The 19,882-nt window shown below is 44.1% G+C and carries 14 protein-coding genes and 1 pseudogene; 8 read left to right on the top strand and 7 right to left on the bottom strand.

Annotated features, from left to right (window positions below):
• Positions 1-54: 54 nt before the first annotated feature.
• Positions 55-849, bottom strand: a complete 795-nt coding sequence (locus BK120_RS31950) for a helix-turn-helix domain-containing protein (RefSeq protein ID WP_083682697.1) — start codon at positions 847-849, stop codon at positions 55-57.
• A gap of 115 nt (positions 850-964) precedes the next feature.
• On the opposite strand from BK120_RS31950, the gene BK120_RS31945 reads away from it, so the two are divergent.
• From BK120_RS31945 to BK120_RS31930, 4 genes are all read left to right on the top strand, one after another.
• Positions 965-3,139, top strand: a complete 2,175-nt coding sequence (locus BK120_RS31945; protein ID WP_218639610.1) for a glycoside hydrolase family 3 N-terminal domain-containing protein — start codon at positions 965-967, stop codon at positions 3,137-3,139.
• A gap of 670 nt (positions 3,140-3,809) precedes the next feature.
• Complete coding sequence (locus BK120_RS31940; RefSeq protein WP_076271509.1) at positions 3,810-5,612, top strand: glycoside hydrolase family 3 protein; 1,803 nt, start codon at positions 3,810-3,812, stop codon at positions 5,610-5,612.
• A 153-nt stretch (positions 5,613-5,765) separates the two neighbouring features.
• Positions 5,766-6,221 carry a VOC family protein gene (locus BK120_RS31935; RefSeq protein WP_076271508.1) on the top strand — a complete coding sequence of 152 codons (456 nt, stop codon included), beginning with the start codon at positions 5,766-5,768 and terminating at the stop codon, positions 6,219-6,221.
• A gap of 52 nt (positions 6,222-6,273) precedes the next feature.
• Positions 6,274-6,864 (top strand): TetR/AcrR family transcriptional regulator, encoded by a 591-nt coding sequence (locus tag BK120_RS31930; protein ID WP_076271507.1) that lies wholly within the window; start codon positions 6,274-6,276, stop codon positions 6,862-6,864.
• 65 nt (positions 6,865-6,929) lie between these two features.
• On the opposite strand, the gene BK120_RS36215 is transcribed toward BK120_RS31930, so the two are convergent.
• The 6 genes and pseudogenes from BK120_RS36215 to BK120_RS31905 all read right to left on the bottom strand — a co-directional run bounded on the left by BK120_RS36215 (position 6,930) and on the right by BK120_RS31905 (position 14,581).
• Positions 6,930-7,577: a discoidin domain-containing protein gene (locus tag BK120_RS36215; protein WP_372239036.1), complete on the bottom strand. Its 648-nt coding sequence runs from the start codon at positions 7,575-7,577 to the stop codon at positions 6,930-6,932.
• Positions 7,578-7,625: 48 nt separating this feature from the next.
• Positions 7,626-8,789, bottom strand: a pseudogene (locus BK120_RS36210) (family 8 glycosyl hydrolase); the annotation flags it as partial.
• A gap of 502 nt (positions 8,790-9,291) precedes the next feature.
• On the bottom strand, positions 9,292-11,325 hold the full coding sequence (locus BK120_RS31920) for a DUF5107 domain-containing protein (RefSeq protein WP_076271506.1): 2,034 nt from the start codon (positions 11,323-11,325) through the stop codon (positions 9,292-9,294).
• Between the two features lie 17 nt (positions 11,326-11,342).
• Positions 11,343-12,158, bottom strand: a complete 816-nt coding sequence (locus BK120_RS31915) for a carbohydrate ABC transporter permease (RefSeq protein WP_076271505.1) — start codon at positions 12,156-12,158, stop codon at positions 11,343-11,345.
• A gap of 15 nt (positions 12,159-12,173) precedes the next feature.
• Entirely contained in the window at positions 12,174-13,088 is a 915-nt protein-coding gene (locus BK120_RS31910; RefSeq protein ID WP_076271504.1) for a carbohydrate ABC transporter permease, read from the bottom strand.
• A 98-nt stretch (positions 13,089-13,186) separates the two neighbouring features.
• The gene (locus BK120_RS31905) at positions 13,187-14,581 is read right to left on the bottom strand and encodes an ABC transporter substrate-binding protein (RefSeq protein WP_076271503.1); all 1,395 of its coding nucleotides are present in this window, start codon (positions 14,579-14,581) and stop codon (positions 13,187-13,189) included.
• 53 nt (positions 14,582-14,634) lie between these two features.
• On the opposite strand from BK120_RS31905, the gene BK120_RS35625 reads away from it, so the two are divergent.
• The 4 genes from BK120_RS35625 (at position 14,635) to BK120_RS31885 (ending at position 19,786) form a co-directional block, all read left to right on the top strand.
• A complete protein-coding gene (locus BK120_RS35625) occupies positions 14,635-14,817 on the top strand; it encodes a hypothetical protein (RefSeq protein WP_076271502.1) in 183 nt (60 codons plus the stop codon).
• A gap of 26 nt (positions 14,818-14,843) precedes the next feature.
• On the top strand, positions 14,844-16,625 hold the full coding sequence (locus BK120_RS31895) for a sensor histidine kinase (protein ID WP_076271501.1): 1,782 nt from the start codon (positions 14,844-14,846) through the stop codon (positions 16,623-16,625).
• 121 nt (positions 16,626-16,746) lie between these two features.
• Positions 16,747-18,072, top strand: a complete 1,326-nt coding sequence (locus BK120_RS31890; protein ID WP_076271500.1) for an ABC transporter substrate-binding protein — start codon at positions 16,747-16,749, stop codon at positions 18,070-18,072.
• Positions 18,073-18,100: 28 nt separating this feature from the next.
• Positions 18,101-19,786, top strand: coding sequence for a response regulator transcription factor (locus BK120_RS31885; RefSeq protein ID WP_076271499.1), 1,686 nt, complete (start codon positions 18,101-18,103; stop codon positions 19,784-19,786).
• Positions 19,787-19,882: the final 96 nt, after the last annotated feature.

The raw sequence follows: 19,882 nt of genomic DNA, 5'->3' as shown, positions 1-19,882 counted from the left end.
ATCCGTTTTATATAAAAGGTAATGAGACAATAAGCCACGTCCTCTGGACGTGGTTTATTGTTTTTCTGTCATTTGTTTTCGGTATGCGCCAGGTGAGATGCCGTAATACCGCTGGAACACGCGATGGAAGTAAGTATAGCTGCCGAATCCGGTTTCTTCAGCAATGCGTTCGAGCGTAAGCGGACTTTTGCCCATTAATTCAAGCGCCATCGCTAGACGCACCTTCTGGGCATATTGCATGATCGACATGCCGAATTCAGCTTTGAACAATTGAACCGATCGGGATACGCTTAGTCCCGTATGTTTCGCAGCATCGGATAAAGTGAACGGAATCGCCGCATGCTCCTCGATATAAAGCTTTATTTTATAAGAGAGAAGCTTGGGACCGGAGTTGTATGAGGTTGCTTCATCTATGGCTCTATCGAGCAAATAGCAAAGTGATTGCATCAGCGTACTTAATAGTTCAGGATTCCCACCGTCATGACGTCTGCTTTCTAATATTAATTGCTGCCATAAAGCCGCTATTCTGCCGTTCTCACCTATTTTTGTTTTTTGAGGTCTTCGCTGAAGCTTCCACCATTCATCAAGCCAAGGACCGCTGCAGATCACATAATAGTCTCCGCTTGGCCCAAGCTCGCCAATTCTCAGATCATAAACTTCACCGGGGGCAAATAGAAGAAGGTCGCCAGGCTCGATGATATCGACCTGCCCTGCAATCAATGCTTGGCATAAGCCTTCAGTCTGCAATCGAATGATATAGGTTTCGAGGCCGGATTTATAGGTATGCCTAAAAGGCGTATTATGGTACATAAAGGCACAATAATCGAGCTTTATTCCAGTTTCCTTCATGACTGTTTCTCCTCTTTCATAAGCAGATCGTTGATGTTTATCATTAGTTTGTTTCTACACATGCCTGTCTATTTCCTTCATAATGGACAGTATATACATGAAGGAGTTGTTATCGATGGCAGGAAACAAAAAGTTGTTCTCGTCGGAAATAAAGGAGAAAGTATTGTCCTTGGTTTCCCAAATGACATTAGAAGAAAAAATTGGCCAAATGTCGCAATTTGACTGGGGCTTTCATGCGATAAATCCGGATGCCGGCGGTGAGATCAATCTAATTATGAAGGATCTCATCGATAAAGGAATGTTAGGCTCGTTGTTTAATTTATCGGGCGTTGAACAAGCGAATACACTGCAAAAACAAACCATTGAAAAGTCACGCCTTGGCATACCGATGATCGTTGGGAGAGACGTTATTCACGGCTACCGTTCAGTATTCCCTATTCCACTCGCGCAATCGACAAGCTGGAACCCAGCACTGATTAGAAGAACAGCAGCAGCAGCGTCTAAGGAAGCAGCTTCCGACGGTATTTCGTGGGTGTTTGCGCCGATGATCGATATTACGAGAGATCCTAGATGGGGAAGAATTGCCGAAACGATGGGAGAAGACCCTTATGTAGGCGAGCTTATGGCAAAAGCGTGGGTTGAGGGCGCCGAGCTCGATGATGCTTCAAGCGAAAGCCTCTCTGTAGCAAGCTGTCCTAAACATTTTGCCGGATATGGATTTGCGGAAGCGGGCAGAGATTATAATACGGTAGACGTCTCGGACCGCGTGCTGCGTGAAGTTATTTTGCCTCCGTTTCGTAAAGCGGTTGAAGCAGGAGCGCTTAGCATTATGGCCTCCTTTAATGAATTGAATGGCATTCCTGCATGTGCCAACCGTTATTTGCTTACGACTATTTTACGGGAGGAATGGGGCTTTGAAGGCGTCATCGTTAGTGATTACAATGCTCTAGGCGAATTAATCACTCATGGGGTTGCCCGAGACGCAGAGGAAGCGTGTGAAATTGCGATTAAAGCGGGTACGGATATGGATATGCATTCAGGCATATTCTACAAATACTTGCCGAAGCTCGTTCAAGAGGGACGGGTTGCCGAAAGCCTGATCGACGCTGCTGTAGGCAGAATTTTAGCTGTAAAGATGAAACTTGGATTGTTCGAGAATGCATACGTAAATCCAGAACGAAGCCAAAGCGTTATTTTGTCAGAGGAGCATGTGGCATTGGCGCGCGAGGCAGCAAGAGAGTCTATCGTTCTGCTTAAAAATGATAATCGCATACTGCCTCTTTCAAAGCAGCTGAAAACGCTGGCTGTTATCGGACCGTTGGCAGCGAACACGAAAGACCCGCTAGGCTGCTGGGCAGCGGATGGCAATGCGGATGATGTCGTTTCACTGCTTGAAGGCATTAAAGCGAAAATATCACCAGACACAAAGCTGCTATATGCGGAAGGCTGCGGCATTGAAAGTGAAGACGAGAGCGGCTTTGAACAGGCGCTGGCAGCAGTTGCTGGGGCGGATGCTGCTATTATTGCAGTAGGCGAAAGTCTGACGATGAGCGGTGAAGGAAACTCCCGATCAGAACTGGACTTGCCTGGTAAGCAGCGTGAGCTCGTAGAAGCAGCAATACAGCTGGGCAAGCCGGTTATCGTTGTTTTGTTCAACGGCCGTCCGCTGACAACGGTTTGGCTGGATGACACGGCAACAGCAATAGTAGAAGCATGGCACCTAGGTATTCAAAGCGGCAATGCAATAGCTGATGTCTTGTTTGGAGACTATAACCCAAGCGGCAAGCTGACAGCAACATTCCCGCGGAGTGTAGGACAAATCCCGCTTTATTATTACCGGAAGAACACAGGACGTCCTCCAGGAGGCGTGTATTCTTCAAGATATATCGATGCTCCAGTGCAAGCATTATATCCGTTCGGGTACGGTCTGAGCTATACCGACTTTGAATATGACAATCTTGTCGTGAGCTCAGCTCGCATAAGCAGCTCGGATTCCGTATCTGTTTCTGTAAATGTTACGAATACAGGCAGCGTTACGGGTGAAGAAGTGGTGCAGCTGTACATTCGTGATGCAGCGGCAAGCGTAACACAGCCTCTCAAAAAACTAAAAGGTTTTGCCAAGGTGAGCTTAAGTGCCGGCGAGATGAAGACGGTGACATTCTCGGTAACCCCTTCGGAGCTTGCAATCATAGGGGCAGACGACCGTTTGTCGGTTGAGCCTGGCTTTTTCCAACTGATGGTTGGTCCTCATTCCGAGAAGGGCTTGATCGGTGAAATCACAGTAGAGTAATTGTGAACAGGGGATGCTGTTCCTGCAGTAGTATTGAACTCGCCAGAGTGAGCGCTCGCTTTGAGCAGAGATATTATAGAACATGAAAAAATAGCGGTGAAGGGTTATCCCTTCAGCGCTATTTTTTCAATTTGGTGCATGGTTGCTTGCTTAAACCGATTATGGGCAAGCGAATACAAGCGAAGCACTAGTCTTACCTTTGGTATGCTGCGAAGTTGCGATACTGAAATGTAAGTGCCGCTTTGCCTCAAACATCGCCAGACCTCCAGACCTCCCCAAGTCGAATCTCTAAGGAACTGTATCATGCTTATTATTCGAAAAATACCCTTTTTTACGTATTAACGAACCTTATTGGCGCTATTACAAGGTTTACAGGGTCTAATGGGCTGTTCTTCTCGAAATAGCGATTCTGGAGTTCGTTACAATTTTATTCCACTATGAATGCTTCAAATAAGCATTGCTGGGTTCGTTAGTTATTGTCTGACAAGTGTTGTTTTTTGAGCGGATTTAAAAGCATGGATAACTATAATAAATAATGAATTTCCAATATTGTTCTCCTAAAAATGGTCGTGCTACACTAGGCAAGAACTGTGAATGAAGGGTTTTATTCGGAACATATGGGCAGTATTAACTCATATCATCCGAAATGAATAAGCAAAGGAAGGTAACGATGAAGAAGCGATCAGTTATATTATTTACATTAGTAATGGTTATCGCCATAGCTGTAATATTCGTAATAGCACCGATTGACTTCCAAAAAAGGAGCAAAGAACCCGAAACGGTTCAAACACCATCACCTTCGGAATCTACAGACAAAGAGATAACCAATGCGAGTAAAGCTAAACAGCTTGTAAGTCAAATGACGGACAAGGAAAAGATAGGCCAGCTTGTGATGTATACACCTACGGGTCAAGCGGATTCATTATCAAATAAAATGATCAAGGAATACGGTGTGGGCAGTGCCCTCTTGAATCGACGAATGAATTCTACTTCCGATACTGCCCGGTTTACTAATGCGCTCCAGCAACTGGCATCTGAATCCAGATTAAGTATCCCTCTATTTATTTCTGGCGATTTGGAATACGGCGCTGCTCAAAGAGTACCTGATGAGGCAACGGTATTGCCAAGACAGATGGCAATTGGAGCTACACAAAATGTAGATTATGCGGAACAAGCTGCGCGCTTGACGGCTGTTGAATCCAAAGCAATGGGTTTTCACTGGAGTTTCTCGCCGGTCGTTGATGTCAATTCGAACCTGATGAACCCAGTGATTGGTGTTCGGTCTTTTGGAGAAGACACGAAGCTTGTAAGCGATATGGCTGTTGCAGAGGTGAGGGGTTATCAAAACGAAGGAATGATATCTAGCGCCAAGCATTTTCCAGGGCATGGGGATACAGGTTTTGATACTCATATGTCGTTATCCAAAGTGTCTTACAGCGAAGAAGTGCTGCGAACCGTGCATCTCCCCCCATTTCAAGCAGTAATCGATCAAGGAATCGAGTCTATTATGACTTCACATATTATTATTGAAGCGATTGATGCTGAACTTCCTGCGACACTCTCAAAGAAAGTTCTTACAGGTTTGTTGAGAAAGGAAATGGGTTTTAAAGGGATCATTGTCACAGATGCTATGGTGATGCAAGCGATATCCGACAATTGGGGAGCGGGCGAAGCTGCGGTTATGGCCATCAATGCAGGAGCAGATATCGTCATGGCAAATGGCACTGAAGCTGATCAATTCGATACGTTGGAGTCCCTTTATGAAGCATTGCAGGCCGGCAAGCTCGAGAGAAGCCGAGTGGATGAATCGGTGGAACGGATACTGACCTATAAATTCAAGCTAGACATGTTTGATCATCGTTTGGTAGACATTGATCATGTGAGCCAAGTAGTTGGGAAAAAAGAACACCGTGAGTTAGCTGAGCGAATGGCACTGAATTCTATAACGCTCATCAAAAATGACAATGTTCTTCCATTTGATGCGGAAGCAAATCAGACAACGCTTGTCGTAAGTATGGCTTACGCAGATCAGATTGCAGCAGCAGTTAGGCAAATAAGCAAAGGCAAAGTCATTTCTTATCAGGCAGCAAAAGCTGCGGGAGAAGTGTTAGATGCTACAAAGTCAGCGGTTAAGAAGGCGGTCGAGAAGGCTGAAAACGCAGATCGAATTATTGTGTTTACGAAGTCGGATCAGCAAATACCACAAGGGCAAGTGGATCTGGTGAACGGATTACTTGCAACTGGAAAGCCGGTAGCAGCTGTCTCCCTCGGAAACCCAAGCGATATTTTGGGATATCCGAATGTGAAGGCATATATTTCAACCTATGCGCTTGATAATTGGTACTGGATAACGCCGATTCCAATATCGTGGGAAGCTGCTGTGAAGGTCATATTCGGTTCCAAGCCACAGGGGAAGCTGCCTGTGACCTTAAATAACGAATACTCAAGAAACTTTGGCTTGAGTTATCGCTAGCCTGACATAAGAAATGACCTTCTTCATTTCCGGAAGGTCATTTTTTTTTTGCGTTCGGCCTAGAGTAAATAACAAAACTATTTACATACATACAGTATGTATGTTAAGATCCAACTATATTCAATCCTATAAATACTAAAGGAGAGCTTCCATTTGAAAATGAACAGTTTTTATCCAGTTGTGATGTCACAGGATGTAGCGAAAAGTGCTGATTTTTATCAACGTTACTTTGGTTTTGAAGTTGTGTACGAGTCCGACTGGTATGTGAGCTTGCGGAAGACGGGTGAAGGGCAATGTTTTTATGAATTAGCGCTGCTATCAGCAAGTCATTCCACGGTTCCCGCGAGCTATCGTAAGAGAGCGGAAGGATTGATTCTTAACATGGAAGTTGATAATGTAGATAGTGAGTACAAGCGCTTGGTCCTTGACGCGAAGCTGTCTTTGGAGCAGGATATTCGCGATGAGGATTTTGGGCAACGACATTTTATTCTCTCTGATCCCGGCGGCGTATTAATAGATGTAATTGCAATTATTCCGCCCTCGGAACAAGAAAGCATGAACTATGTGCAATCCGTGTGGCAGCAAGAGGGAGCAGCAGCTGATAATTAAATGAGCTTGCTTGAAGCTCCTTCTGAGCTTTTAAGAAAATAGGAGCAACTGGATGAGGAAAACGAAAAAAGATACGGAAGAGACGATTCATAAACTAGAGGAAGTGGCGAGGCATCATTTTACCACTTTCGGATTTGCGGACAGTTCACTAGAGGAAATAGCCAAAGATGCTGAGGTCACTCGGGGGGCTGTTTATCACCATTTTGGCAGTAAAAAAGGTTTATTCCGAGCGGTGCTTTCACTTGTTCAATCTGAAGTAGCGCAGCGGCTGGAGGAAGAGGCTTCGCTTAGCGACGATTTGTGGGAGCAATTATGTCTGGGATGCCGGGCATTTGTGACTGTCGCAATAGAACCGCAAAACAGGCGGATCATGCTAATCGATGGTCCTGCTGTGCTTGGCTGGGAGGAGTGGCGGCTTCTGGATGAGCAGCAGTCGATGAAATTGCTGCTTGAACAGCTGGAAACGATGCAGCAGCAGGGCTACCTTAAGGGTGTTCGTCTGGATGCTGCCACTCATTTGTTGTCGGGAGCTATGAATGAAGCGGCGCTTTGGCTCGCACAAATATCGGATACTGCTGAGGCTGCTGAAGCGATGGAGGAATGTTTGCAGACGCTGCGTAAGCTTCTAGACGGCCTTCGTTAAATGAGAGACAAACAAAACAAAGCCTGACCGACAGTTATCGGTCAGGCTTTGCGTGTGTTTACCTATTAAGAGCCGTATACCTCGAAATCAAAAAGCGAGTATCCGTAAGCAGTACCTCGTGCCGTGCAAAGCACTCTTACATATCTTCCGCTTTTGGATGCAAACGTAATATCATCGATGGCTCCATTGCCCGTTGTCGTTGTAAAAGCGTCTGTCCAAGTTGTACTATTTGTGGAAACTTGGATTTTATAGCCTTTACCGTAAGCGGCTTCCCAGTTTAATTTCACACGGTTGACGTTTTGAATGGAACCAAGGTCTACGTAAATCCACTCGTTGTTGCTTCCTTCAACACTCGCCCATCTTGTCGTCGAATTGCCATCCGTCGCTTTGGAAGCTTCAAAACCTGCGCCCTCAATTGAGCTTGCTGTAGCGGTTTTGCCTAAAGCAAGGTTCGTTGTTGTTGAATTCGGACTCGTTGTTGCGCTGGCTGTATTGCTGCTCGCAGAAAGATTGCCCGCAGCATCAATGGCCTTCACTGTATAACTATATGACGTGGAAGCGTTTAGGCCTGTGTCAGTAAAGGTCGTACCGGAAGGAGGCGAGCCTACTAATGTGCCGCCGCGAAATACTTGATAACCAGATACGCCAACATTGTCGGTAGAAGCTGACCAGCTCAAGTTAATTTGGCTGCTGGATGCAGAAGATGCAGTCAAATTTGCTGGTGCTGTAGGCGCTTGTGTATCCGTTGTTCCGCCACCAGTTGGTATCCACCAATTACCTGAAATGAATAACATATTAAGCAAATTGAAGGAATCGCTGAAATAGGATTCTTTTTTGTTTTTCATCCAATCCCATCCAGCATTTACCCATGCTTGGTGCGTGCTGCTCGTGGTTGCTGCTGAAATAAACGGCGATACAAAAACAGCAGTTGCGTAGGAACCGCTAACTCCGCCATTTAGTTTATATCCATCTTTAATGTTATTCGGATTGCCGCTTGTAGCGCCTTTGATCCATACGGCCATTTTGTTAGCAATATCCCGGCCTCTCGTGTCGCCGTAGAAAGCATAGTCCATTACGATTCTGAGTGGAACCCGGCTTGCATTGTAATTGTATTCATTAGTTTCTGGAAATTCATCTAAGTAGTTTTGTGGAGCTGGCTTTGGAGGATTGTCGACAACAAAATCTGAAATCAGCCCCGTGGTAGCTGAATAGGCGCTTGAGAACTGACTATAAACCGTGTACAAGTTGTTAATGACATTCAACCAGGTTTGATCTCCTGTCACCTCATAAAAGGCTCTTAAATGCGAGAGCATCCAGTCGGAGGGACGGGTATTTAATGCACTCTTAGCATCCCAATCGCCAAGGTTCAGGCGGTTATTCGTCGTGACATTGCTCGCCTTGATACCGTTCGTAATCATTTTTTTGGCTTCTGCCAAATAATTTATCGTACCAGCTGATCCCCATTGCTGGTCAGCAAGTATTAAGGAATAAGCGATGTCCAAATCACCGTCGGTAGCGGAGCCAAAATGTCCTTGTGCTCCAGCAGCATCTGCAACAACCCAGCCCATAAGATTTGAGTTGCCCGAACTTTTAAAAGCTCTAGCGGTTTTGAATAGGCCGTCATAAATGGTTTTGGCATTTGAATCAAAACCTGCCATCAAGGCTGTAATGACCATGCCATAGCCTTGCCCCTCTGAAGTGCCAAGCGGATCGTAACCATCAGCGTCGCCGGTAATATCCCCTTTGACATAATAGCCGCCTGGCAATGAGGAGAGGTTATTTTTTAAATAGGTTGATTTCCAGTAAGTATAATAACTCGAAACCGCTGTATTCATAGCTGCCTGAGTGACATGGTTAGGTTTTATAATGCCAGGATAGCTCAGCTGCTGCGGAAACGGTTTAAGCTCTCCTGCAGCATGCACCTTTGTTTGAAGTGGAGCGGGTGCACCCAATAAAGTTAGAAGCATTGCTGAGCAGAGAAAGACATGGCCCATCCATTTCATCATACTTTTATTTGCTTTTAAAGTGCGCAATTAAAACTCCTCCTAAAATTATAGTCGTATAACCGTCGACAGATTCGCAGCCTCCTTTGCATGTAATCAAGCTCAAACAAAATTAAAGCGCTTTAATTTAAATACAAAAAAATAAAACATTTAAGCGCTTTAACTTTAGGCCTATAAAAAAAGTAATTCAGATGAGACTAAAGGTGCAGGACACACTATAGAATCAACCAATTTACTTCTAGCCATCCATTCCTGATGGTTGTTTTTCGTTCATGCCTCTATGTTAATCAATGTAACACACAAAATTTGTATATGTCTACAGCCAATTTCAATTTTTATATTATGCCTAAAACGGAACAGAAGAGGGCGAGGCAGCTTTCTCAAAGCACAGAAAAACGGTACGTTACTACGCACCGTCATCTCTTTATTCACCTATGATTCTGAAGTCAATATTGGTTGGCGGCGGAAATTTATTTTTCGCCTCTTCAAGATGTATTTCGGAATAGGATTCATTCCTTGATTGTGCAAGCTTCTTGGCATTGTATTTATACCATAGCTCTATGATTAATATTTCACCTTCACGTATGACCGCAAATTCCTTAAGGAACAATTGCTTAACGAATGCATCCTGTTCAAGCTCAAGTGCGGCAACGCCTACTATAATTTGAATGCGGTCACTGCTCGAATAGGCTTCAGGCAATTCTTTGTACATTTGCCACGCCTCTTCGTACTGTTTGTTAGCTATGAGCAAATTTAAGTATTCCTCAGCCAAAGCACGATCAGGGAACGAGTTGGAAACGAGATAGGCTTTTTTCCAGTAGGCAAGCGCCAGATCGATTCGTCCTACATATTTCATCGCTTCAGCTAGATTTCGATATACCCATACGGAGGGTTGAATGTCTATCGATTTCTCCCATGCATCGATAGCTTCCTGCTCCATTCCTCGCTCATAAAGCATGATGCCCAAATGCATATAAGCGTTCCATGATTGGTTCTCTTGGTGCTCAAGGCTCTCTTCAAGCAGGGCAAGCCACTCATCCTGAACCATCCATGCTTTTGGCACTTCTTGCACGTCGTGATCTGGAAGCGTTCCTGTTTCAAGAAGGGCGAGCCAATCGCTATGCTCGGCTTCGGGCGCTGTGCTTAGCTTCGTAAAATAAAAGCCTTCAGGAATCGTTCGATTTTCCTTCAGTTCTCGGCGCAGCTGCTCTAGCGCACCCCATGGAGAACCCGTATAAAGGACTTGCTCAGGCGCTTGTTGTGCGAGAATTCGCATGGACTCATGCAGCTTCTCCATTTCTTCGGCATCGATATGATGATCGACACAATCTCGAATGTATTGATTCGCCTGATTCCAATCCTGTTGGTGGGCTTTGTCGATTTTAATATCGGTCATGCCGATTACTTGCGTGAAATCCCACTCCGATTGAGCAGGCATATCAAGTCCATGCAGCTGCGTTGGCGCTAAGCCGCTTTGAATTTCAATGTAATTTCCTTCACCGGGGTTAGCAAGATAATCGCACCATCGTCTTCCTCCGGCATGGTTTCCCCAGCAAAACATTTTGCGATAACGGAGAAGAGAGGTGGAGCGTTCATAAAACAATCGTCCATCCTCATAAGCGACAGCTTCCCAAGGAGCATTACAGCTTGCCTTCGTTTGAAAGAAATATTCATTCGAGAAAGGAAAGTTCAGCGGATAGGTGATGTCTTTGCCCGGTACAGTCGGCAGATACGGCAGCTTGCCAAGGCCAAATCCTTTCACTTTATGGTCAATATAAATGACTTCATCTGTTGACGAAAAAAGACGGGCTTGCGGTGTTTCCTCTACAGCGATGTTCGTCCACCAGTACATCGGAACCGACTTGTCATTGTCATTAATGATCCGCACATAAAGAATGAGCTTGTTTGAACCAGTGGGCAGATGAAAGTCAATTTGCCAAAATACGTTTTTACAGCTCTCGTAATCATACAGCCTTAGAAAATCGTTTCCTTTCTCATCTTGCAGAATGGCTGTATGAACGGGGGAGCATGTGGTAAACGTATGTCCGAGCTGACCGATATTCCACTCGATTCCTCCAGAGAACCAAGCGTTCAATATGGCTAGGTTGGCAGGCTGCAGCACCGGATTCGTATAGAGAAGGCTGCGATTCGTTTTTTTCTCCGTAAGAGAATACAATCTTCCACCATAAGCAGGTAAAAAAACAGCCTGCAAATGTTCATTTTCCAGCACGATAGTTTCTAGCAATAGATTTTTCCGATCTCTAGTATAACGATCCTGCATTCGGTAGGGTAAATAACGTTCCCCTGCTTCATATCCTAGCTTTGATCGCAGCTCGCTTGGAAGAGTGCCGTTATCGCTGACTTCTCTATGTTTTTGACGATTTCGGAACATCGGCAGTGGATTTTGACCGCCAATGCTTGAGCCTTCGATCCGTAAGGTAGATTGATATACACGCATGGTGAATGAACTCCTTTCTATCCTTTTACTGATCCAACCGTAATGCCTGCAACAATGCGCTTGGAAATAAACAAATACAAAATGAATGTAGGCAAAAATACGATAATGGATGCTGCAAAAATACCGGAATAGTTTCCTGTGTTGGTAAAGCCGAGTACGATGGATTGCAATGCAAGCGCGAGCGTATGATATTTCGGATCACCAGCAAATATAAGCGCATACAAATACTCATTCCATATCGACATAAAGTTGAAAATAGAAACTGTAATGAGGCCAGGCTGGGCAACCGGCAATATAATTTTGATAAATGTTTGAATAGGGCCGCAGCCGTCAACAGCTGCTGATTCCTCCAATTCCTTAGGAATGGAAGCGAAAAATCCAGTGAGAAGGAATACGCTAAACGGAATATTAGTGAAAATATAGATTAATACGAGCGTAATAATAGAACCCGTAAGCTTCAGCTCAACGAACAATGAAAAAAGCGGGATGGATATGAGCAAGCCAGGGATGGAAATTGCGGATAAAAACATTAGATTGACTATTTTTTTGCCGCGGAATTTAACTCTGCCCAAAACATAAGCGGCAGGAGCAGCGAATACGAGAACACCGACGCAAGCTGAAACGGTATAAATGACACTGTTCAGAAAGTACCGTCCCATCTTTTGGGTTTTGAATAAATCAATATAATTGGAGAAATGAATGCCGCTCTCAAATAATGAATTTGTAAAAATGCCTCTTGTTGTGCTCAGTGAGGCTAGAATGGCGAAACCGAACAATACAATCGTGAACAGCAGCCACAAATAGAGCGGGACGTACCGAATTTTATTAACCATGCTAACACCTCATCTTTAATATTCAAGACGTTCTTTACGGAAGAACTGATTGATGATGGCGGATAGGATTAGAATTGATATCGTAATACTAACGCCTACTGCCGCGCCTGCTCCTACATTAAAGGCATCCTGCGTATAAACTGAAGTGCCGTCGCCAAACACTTTGAGATACATAAAGTAGCCCGGCGTCATCGTAGCGACGCTTTCACTCGCACCGCCAAAGGTAGCGGACCAGACAAAGAAATTCACGGCTGTTACCGTCCATAAAACGAGCGTCATACGGAATATGTCCTGAAGCAGCGGCAGCGTAATTCGGAAAAACTTGTGCAATGGATTAGCCCCTTCGAGCAGGGCAGCTTCGTAATAATCGCGTGGAATGCGGTCCATCCCGGCATTAAGGATAAGCATAAAGTAGCCGATGGAACCAAAGCAGTACGCCAGCAGCATGGAGAGGAACAAATAACTGTCGCTCGTCCACTGAATATCGGCAAGCATATCGAGTCCAAGGAAACGGAACAGCTTCGTTAAGAAGCCATAGCTTGAATTGAATATATAATGAATCCAAATAACGGATAACACGACTGCAGATACGGTATTCGGCAAATAAACGAGCGAGCGCCAGAACGTTTTGCCGCGGACGCCGGATGATAAAATAGCAGCAAATAGGAAGGCGGAGCAAATCGTGATGATGCCGCCAAACAGCCATATTTTCAATACATTCCATGCAGATTCCATAAAATAGCTGTTGCGGAACAGGTCTGCGTAATTTTCGAATCCGATAAATGACCACTCTGACATTTTGCTTGAGATGGACGGCAAGGAATAGAAGCTCATCAGCAAAGCTCTAAGCGTTGGATATAGAAAGACTGCAAGATAGATGAGTACCGCCGGCAAAAGGAAAAGGGCAATCATCGGTTTTTTAATTTGCATGTAAATTTCCCTCCCGGATATGATTCATAATCCGTTATAACGTCATTGTGCAGCAATCCGAAGGATCGCTGCACAATGATCGAAGTATTTAATTAACGTTATTTTGTGCCATAAAACTTTTTGGCTTCTGCACTCATTTTGTTGACGTAAGCGTCTGCCGTTAATTTACCAGCGGCAAGCTCCATGAATACGGGTACGATTACACCTTTGGAGAAGTCAGCGGAGTTGTTGATTCCGTAGCCCCAAGGCGCATTGACCTTAGCGTTGTTAATTGCTGTTTCTGCTTCAGCGAGTGCTGCAGGCCATTCTGTATCGATAGAAACGGGAATAGCTTGAGCTTGCTTCACCATTTCAGCTTGTGTTTTTTGGCTTACCAGGTATTTAACCAATTCGATAGCAGCTTCTTTATTGCTGCTGTTTTTGTTCAGCATAAGAGCTTGTGCGCCAAATGTCAGCTCATTCTGGCCTTTTCCGTTGCCGTTAGGCACAGTTGGGAATTGGAAGGAGCCCCATTTGAAATCAGGACCTGCTGTGGCAGAAACTTCATTCGGAAGCCAAGTGCCGTTCAGATAAGCTGCGGATTGACCGAATACGAGATCCTGCTGTGCAGCTGGATATTTACTGCCTGCAAGCTTAGAAGAGAAGTAACCTTTCTCTTTCATCATGACCATATCTTTGGCGAATTGAAGGATGATCGGATCCTTCCACATCTCGCCTGTTTTGTCATTCACGAGTGCGTCGACCCATTCATTGCCCATTGCGCTGCTGAGGTATCCGCCGATGAACAAATCACGGTATGCATCATCGAATGTAATTGGAGCAACGCCAGATTTCTTAATCAGCTCACAATATTCCATAAACTGCTCCCATGAGCTCGGCGGAGTCGTAATTCCTGCTTTCTCAAACACTTCTTTGTTGTAGAAAAATAGTACAGCGAACGGCTGCTGCGGAATCGCATAGTGGCCTTCTTCAAGTCCTGCTGTTACTGACAATGATTTTGTCCAATCCATTAAGCTTGGCATAAGTGAATCTTGCAATGATTTTCCTTCCATACCTACAGATGGTGTAGCCAAATATTCATCCAGCTTCAGCAAATGGTCCTTAACGATCGCCATCGTAACGGAAGGATCATCCTCGAATATATCGATTTGTTCACCGCCGTCGAGTGCTGGTTTAATCAGCTTTCTAATATCCCGTCCTGTAAACTTCAGATCGACAGTAACTTTTGGGTTAGCAGCTTTAAATTCATCGACTGCCACTTTAATCACTTTCGCTTGCGGTTCGGTGTCGCTCCACATGGACCAGAAGACAACTTTGCCTTCAAGGCCGGCAGCATTAGGACTTGGCTCGGCAGCAGAAGTGGGCTCGTTTGTTGCAGCAGGAGCGGGAGACTCAGTAACCTCCGGGTTGTTGCTCTTCGAATTTGAGCACCCGACGGCTAAAAAGATCATCATTACTGTTAATAAAATCGAAAATATTTTGTTTCTTTGCATTGTTGACTCCTCCTTTTTTTGGTAAGTATACCGCTGGGAATGCAACCGGGTACATGACCATTTTTGAACTGAATCCGTCATATTTTGTACTCAATTTATATTTGGTTATTGCTGATAAGGAAGCGGTTACAGCAAACAGCGAGCGGGTGCATTACTTTATTAATAGAAAGAAAACTGGTTTTGCCAAAATGAATATTGACAGCGATGAGCCTGAGGTGGTTATATACGAGGAGTAAGCCTAACATCTAATCAAGGAGCCAATATGCAAAAAAACTTGCGCATGTCTACCATACTAAAACTATTTTTTATTTCGGTTGTTATCGTACCTGTCTTTTTAATATGCTCCGTCATATTGAACATTTACGAACGGGATATTCTCGAACAAAACACAGGGCGCTCGCTGCAAATATCGAAAGCGCTTTCATATTCGGTAAGTCAAGAAATCAACCGCATGTCTGGTCTGTTTGCTTCGATTGGCGTAGATCAGGATGTCATTTTCACCATATTTGATATTAATCGTTTGAGCGGCATCGAAAAGCAGAAGGCTGCCAATAAGCTGAAAATAATGATCGAGAAGTACACCGCATCGGTCTCTGGCCGCGTGCTCTCTGTTAACTTTTTTTTTGATAACGGAAAATCATATTCTTATTTGAAAAACATGATGATGGATGACTCTGCTGTACGCGAGCAAGATTGGTACCGAGACACAATTAGCAAGCCTGACGTCATCCGGTTTCAAGGCATGCTTCCCAACGCTCTTTATGGGAATTACAATCCGTACATGATGGCCGCTGCGCTCTCTCCAAGCACGACGAATCGGATGTCCAAAATGGAATTAATCCTATTTACATTTGAAAGCGGAACTTTCGATCATATTTTGCAGTCACGCGATAATTCGGAATCAGTTCTGCATATTGTAAGCGACAAAGGTCAAATCATCGCTTCGAATACAGTTATCGATAGGGGAAGCCAGGTTGTAAACAATTGGTCGAAAGAGATAAGCCGCGGGGTAGAAGGGTCCTTCGTAGATGACTCAGAGGACAATAAGAAATTAATAACGTATGCAAAAGTAGACAATACGGATTGGTACATTGTTCAAATTATTCCATTCGCAGATTTGCTCGCCAATTACCGGAATGTAAATTCATTTGTGTGGTTTCTCGCTATTTTGATCATTTTAGCGTTTGTGCTCGTTTCCTTCTATTTTGTTTCCAATGTGACCAAGCCGATTCGTGTGCTACTCCACCAAATGGTTCGTGTAACGGGTGGAGATTTAAATGCAAAATTTACAGGCTCAGGCAGCTTGGAGATGGTGAGGCTGGGCCATTCCTTTAATCTAATGACCGAACAGGTTCGCCAGTTAATAAGCCAGCGTGAGAAGCAGGAGGTCGAAAAGCGTAAAGCAGAATTTGCCGCGCTGCAGTCGCAAATTAATCCGCATTTTCTAATCAACACGTTAAACGCAATTAAGTTTATGGCCTTAATAAGCAAAGCGGACAATATCCGCAACATGACTCACTCGTTGACACAGCTATTAGCTTCCTCTTTTAACCGCGGCGGGCTTCTAACTACGATAGCGGATGAAGTCGACCATTTGAAGCATTATTTGTACATTATGGAGATTCGTTTCGGCAGACCGATCCAAATGGAATGGAACATCGATTCTGAGGTTTCAGGGCATTATTTGTTAAAGCTATTGCTGCAGCCTATATTGGAAAATAGCATCATTCATGGTCTGAAGGATATTGATTACCCTGGAATCATCACAATCACAATCGTAAGGGATGATAAAAATTTACTCATTACGATCGCAGACAATGGGATGGGAATGACGTCAGACGTAATTGATCAGCTTGAAGACAGAACGGCCTCCTATACGTTTAGCGGAATGGGAAATCGAAATGTACATCGACGGATACAACTGCACTACGGCTTGCAGTATGGATTGCAATACGAATCTAATTTGCCGCAAGGAACAAAGGTGAGCATTCGATTGCCTTTGATTAATGAACCGGATGAGGAAATGGCTGATTTTTCAGCATAAATGATCATGTTTGAACTAAAAATGTCAACTTTTCTAACCATAAACGCTGTATAATAAATGCCATATACTTGAAAGCGCAATCATTCGTTTGCGGCTTCAAGTTTTGCTGGGAGAAGTGGAAATGAAATTTAACAAAAATATTGTCACTGTCTTAGTCGTTACTTTGATATCGGTAGGCTTGCTTGCAGGATGGATCGGTATGTTTAAGGCTGATACCAATGATACGATTTATTCTTTAGTTGTTAATACACCACAGAAACAAACCTCCAATCAAAATCAGCCGGTAAAAATGAAATTTGGAATATGGGAATCGAAGACGGATATCGAATTTTGGACGGAGAAGGTGAAGGAATATTCGGCTCTCAAACCAAATGTAACCGTGGAAGTAGAGACGATTCCAGATAATAGCGGCCAATATTTAAAGGTGCGTCTGACGGCAAATGATTTGCCTGACCTATTTTATTTGAAACCGGGTCACTTGCCCATTTATAAAAATTCATTGCTGTCTCTTAATCAATTGCAAGCAACGAGCAGAAATAAGTACCCAGCTGAAATAGAGGGCGAAACACTTGGCTTGCCGCTCATATCCTTCTCTGAGTATGTGTATTATCGACCAAGTATTTTTGAAGAGGTGGGCGTTAGCGTACCGCAAACTTTAGGACAATTTATGGATGTACTGAATCAAATTAAATTGCACGGCAAATATATTCCGATTGCTATCGGGGGCAAAGATGATTGGACCTTCTATCCATTTATTGAATTTGGACCGCCAATCTTTGCGAAGGAAGAGAACTATTTGGCCAATATATCAAACGAATTGAAGCCATTCGGAGAAGGCTCAGCCTTTGGCAAAGCAGCCGCTATGCTCAAGACGATCGCGGAAAATAAATTAGCTGGCCCAAACGCGCTTGAAATTGGCTTTGATCAGGCGAAACAATTGTTTCAGTCCAGAGAAGCGGCAATGATCGCACTTGGTCAATGGTATTACTCGGATCATGTGGCAATAGTGAGCAATGATGAGGATATAGGTGCATTTGCGTTGCCGTGGAGGGAAACGACCAAAGAACCGCTGCTTTCTGTAACGATGCCGGACCAGTATATGGCGATTAACAAAAACTCCAAAAACAAAGAAGAAGCGATACAATTTCTTGAATGGGTATTCAGCCCCGAGGTTTATCAGGCTTTTATAAATAACTCACAAAGCTCATCGACGTTAACGGATGTTCAGTCCATACTTCCCTTTTTTAATGAGGAAAATAAAGAGCATCCATTTGTGCCTTTTATGTATTCCGCGTTAGATGAGAAATTTGTACGAGTGAAAAACGCAGCGCAGTATGATGAGAAAAAGCTGGCGCAAGAAATTTTTGCAGGCGAGTCAGTGGCAGGCATTCAGAACAAGATGAATGAAAACTGGAGCAAAGCGGTGCAATATGTTCAGCATAATTAAAGCCTATCGATGTATGAGGGGGAGTAAGATGCCGAAATACCAAGCCTTTATCGTGGATGACGAGCCTTTAGCCAGATTAGCGCTTCGGGAATATATCGCTTTAACTTCAACAGATATTGAAATTGCAGGAGAGGCGGGCGACGGAGAAGAAGCATTGCATCTTCTAAAGGATCGTCAGGATATCGACATCATCTTCGCAGATATAAAGATGCCGCGGATGAATGGTGTGGAGCTTCTTGCATCACTTAGAGATGTGTCGTTCGAGAGCCCGCCGCTTATTATTATGCTTAGTGCATACGGCGACTATGGCTATGTAAGAGACTCATTTGTGCTTGGGGCGTTTGATTATATGCTAAAGGCGAAATTGGATGAACAATATATTGCTCCAGTGCTGAATAAGACAGTGGAGGAATTGAATAGGCGACAGAGGAGCAAGGCTGCGGAACCTGAATTGTCTGCCTTAGATGAAGACGAAATGGTTTGTTCCATGCTCCACCAGCTGTCGGTGTCAGATGGATTGAGCTCATCTGATTGTGAACTCGATGAACAGTTGAAATTAGGATTGAATATCGTACGGAAACAGTTGGGCGAGAAAAATCAGAAGGTAGCCTTCATTAGACTATCTCAAGTGGTTCACTTCGAACATACGAAGCAAATTATTATGCAAACCATTAGAACCGTAACGAACACGGATAGGAATGAAGGAATATGCCGCGTTTGTCGTCATGATGAACGGAACTATATCCTATATTTCACCTTTCCTGAGCAATGCAGTGCGATGGCAATTCGAAGTTTGACCCAAGCTGTCTTGACGGATGTGAAAATAAGGCTGCGGCAGTTTTTGAATCTTCATTTATCTATCGGTATCAGTGACTCTGCCAATGGAGTGATGCAGTGGAATCGTTTGTTCCGTCAAGCTGAACGGCTTTCCCTTCTTAGTTACTATCAAGGATATGATCACTTGATCTATCCAGAAGCCGAACGATCAATGGGTGCAGAGAAGGACAATTGGAAAGAAGCATGGGCGCCATTTAAGCTCGAGCTGCTGCATGCGCTAAAAGATACCGACCCTATGCGATGGAAACAGTCTATTCAGCACGGATTCAAGCTGCTACTTGAATACTTTCCATCCTCGCCTGAGCCTATCAAAAAAGCACTCAGCGATTTGATCTGGGAAACGGGCACGCTGATGCATGAGCGAGGAATGTCGTGGGATAAGCTGCATGAAAGATTTCCTCAACCGGTTGAGCATGTCCGGAGTATAGAGACATGGGATGAGACCATGGAATGGCTGCAATTATTTCTTGATGCATTGCATGATAAGCTGCATCCTAAGCTCGACAAAGCTGCTGCTTGGCTGAGTCCTGTTGTAGCGAAAGCTAAAGCGATATTAGATAATCATTTTAATGAAGATTTGCATTTGTCTACGATTTGCGCCATGGTCGGTGTGAGCGACAGTTATCTTAGCAAACAGTTTGCGAAAGAAATCGGTATTAATTTTATCAACTATTTGACCAATTTAAGAATTGAAAAAGCGAAAGAAGGTCTAGAGAACGGGTTGAAAATTTACGATGTAGCGGAAAGTGTAGGGTATGTTAATCCTGAGCATTTCAGCCGAATTTTCAAGAAGGTGACGGGACTTAGCCCAGTAACCTATCGCAAGAAATGTGAGAAACGTCCCATGACGGCTTCCTATTATTTAAAGCATTCATAAATGCTAAGGGGCTGTCCCATAAGCATCAAGCTCGCTGAGGAATAGCTCGCTTTGAACGGGAGTATTGGTAGCAGTACAGGAGAGCTATTCCTGTAC

It is taken from the genome of Paenibacillus sp. FSL A5-0031 (assembly GCF_001956295.1).
GTDB lineage: Bacteria > Bacillota > Bacilli > Paenibacillales > Paenibacillaceae > Pristimantibacillus.
The sequence above is the reverse complement of the archived record's forward strand: the minus strand, read 5'-3'. Positions and strand labels throughout refer to the sequence as shown.

Bases quoted from the DNA above. Each gene is read 5' to 3' on its own strand.
- BK120_RS31950 (WP_083682697.1), bottom strand. From the start codon at position 849: ATGAAGGAAACTGGAATAAAGCTCGATTATTGTGCCTTTATGTACCAT.
- BK120_RS31945 (WP_218639610.1), top strand. From the start codon at position 965: ATGGCAGGAAACAAAAAGTTGTTCTCGTCGGAAATAAAGGAGAAAGTA.
- BK120_RS31940 (WP_076271509.1), top strand. From the start codon at position 3,810: ATGAAGAAGCGATCAGTTATATTATTTACATTAGTAATGGTTATCGCC.
- BK120_RS31930 (WP_076271507.1), top strand. From the start codon at position 6,274: ATGAGGAAAACGAAAAAAGATACGGAAGAGACGATTCATAAACTAGAG.
- BK120_RS31920 (WP_076271506.1), bottom strand. From the start codon at position 11,325: ATGCGTGTATATCAATCTACCTTACGGATCGAAGGCTCAAGCATTGGC.
- BK120_RS31915 (WP_076271505.1), bottom strand. From the start codon at position 12,158: ATGGTTAATAAAATTCGGTACGTCCCGCTCTATTTGTGGCTGCTGTTC.
- BK120_RS31910 (WP_076271504.1), bottom strand. From the start codon at position 13,088: ATGCAAATTAAAAAACCGATGATTGCCCTTTTCCTTTTGCCGGCGGTA.
- BK120_RS31905 (WP_076271503.1), bottom strand. From the start codon at position 14,581: ATGCAAAGAAACAAAATATTTTCGATTTTATTAACAGTAATGATGATC.
- BK120_RS35625 (WP_076271502.1), top strand. From the start codon at position 14,635: ATGACCATTTTTGAACTGAATCCGTCATATTTTGTACTCAATTTATAT.
- BK120_RS31895 (WP_076271501.1), top strand. From the start codon at position 14,844: ATGCAAAAAAACTTGCGCATGTCTACCATACTAAAACTATTTTTTATT.
- BK120_RS31890 (WP_076271500.1), top strand. From the start codon at position 16,747: ATGAAATTTAACAAAAATATTGTCACTGTCTTAGTCGTTACTTTGATA.
- BK120_RS31885 (WP_076271499.1), top strand. From the start codon at position 18,101: ATGCCGAAATACCAAGCCTTTATCGTGGATGACGAGCCTTTAGCCAGA.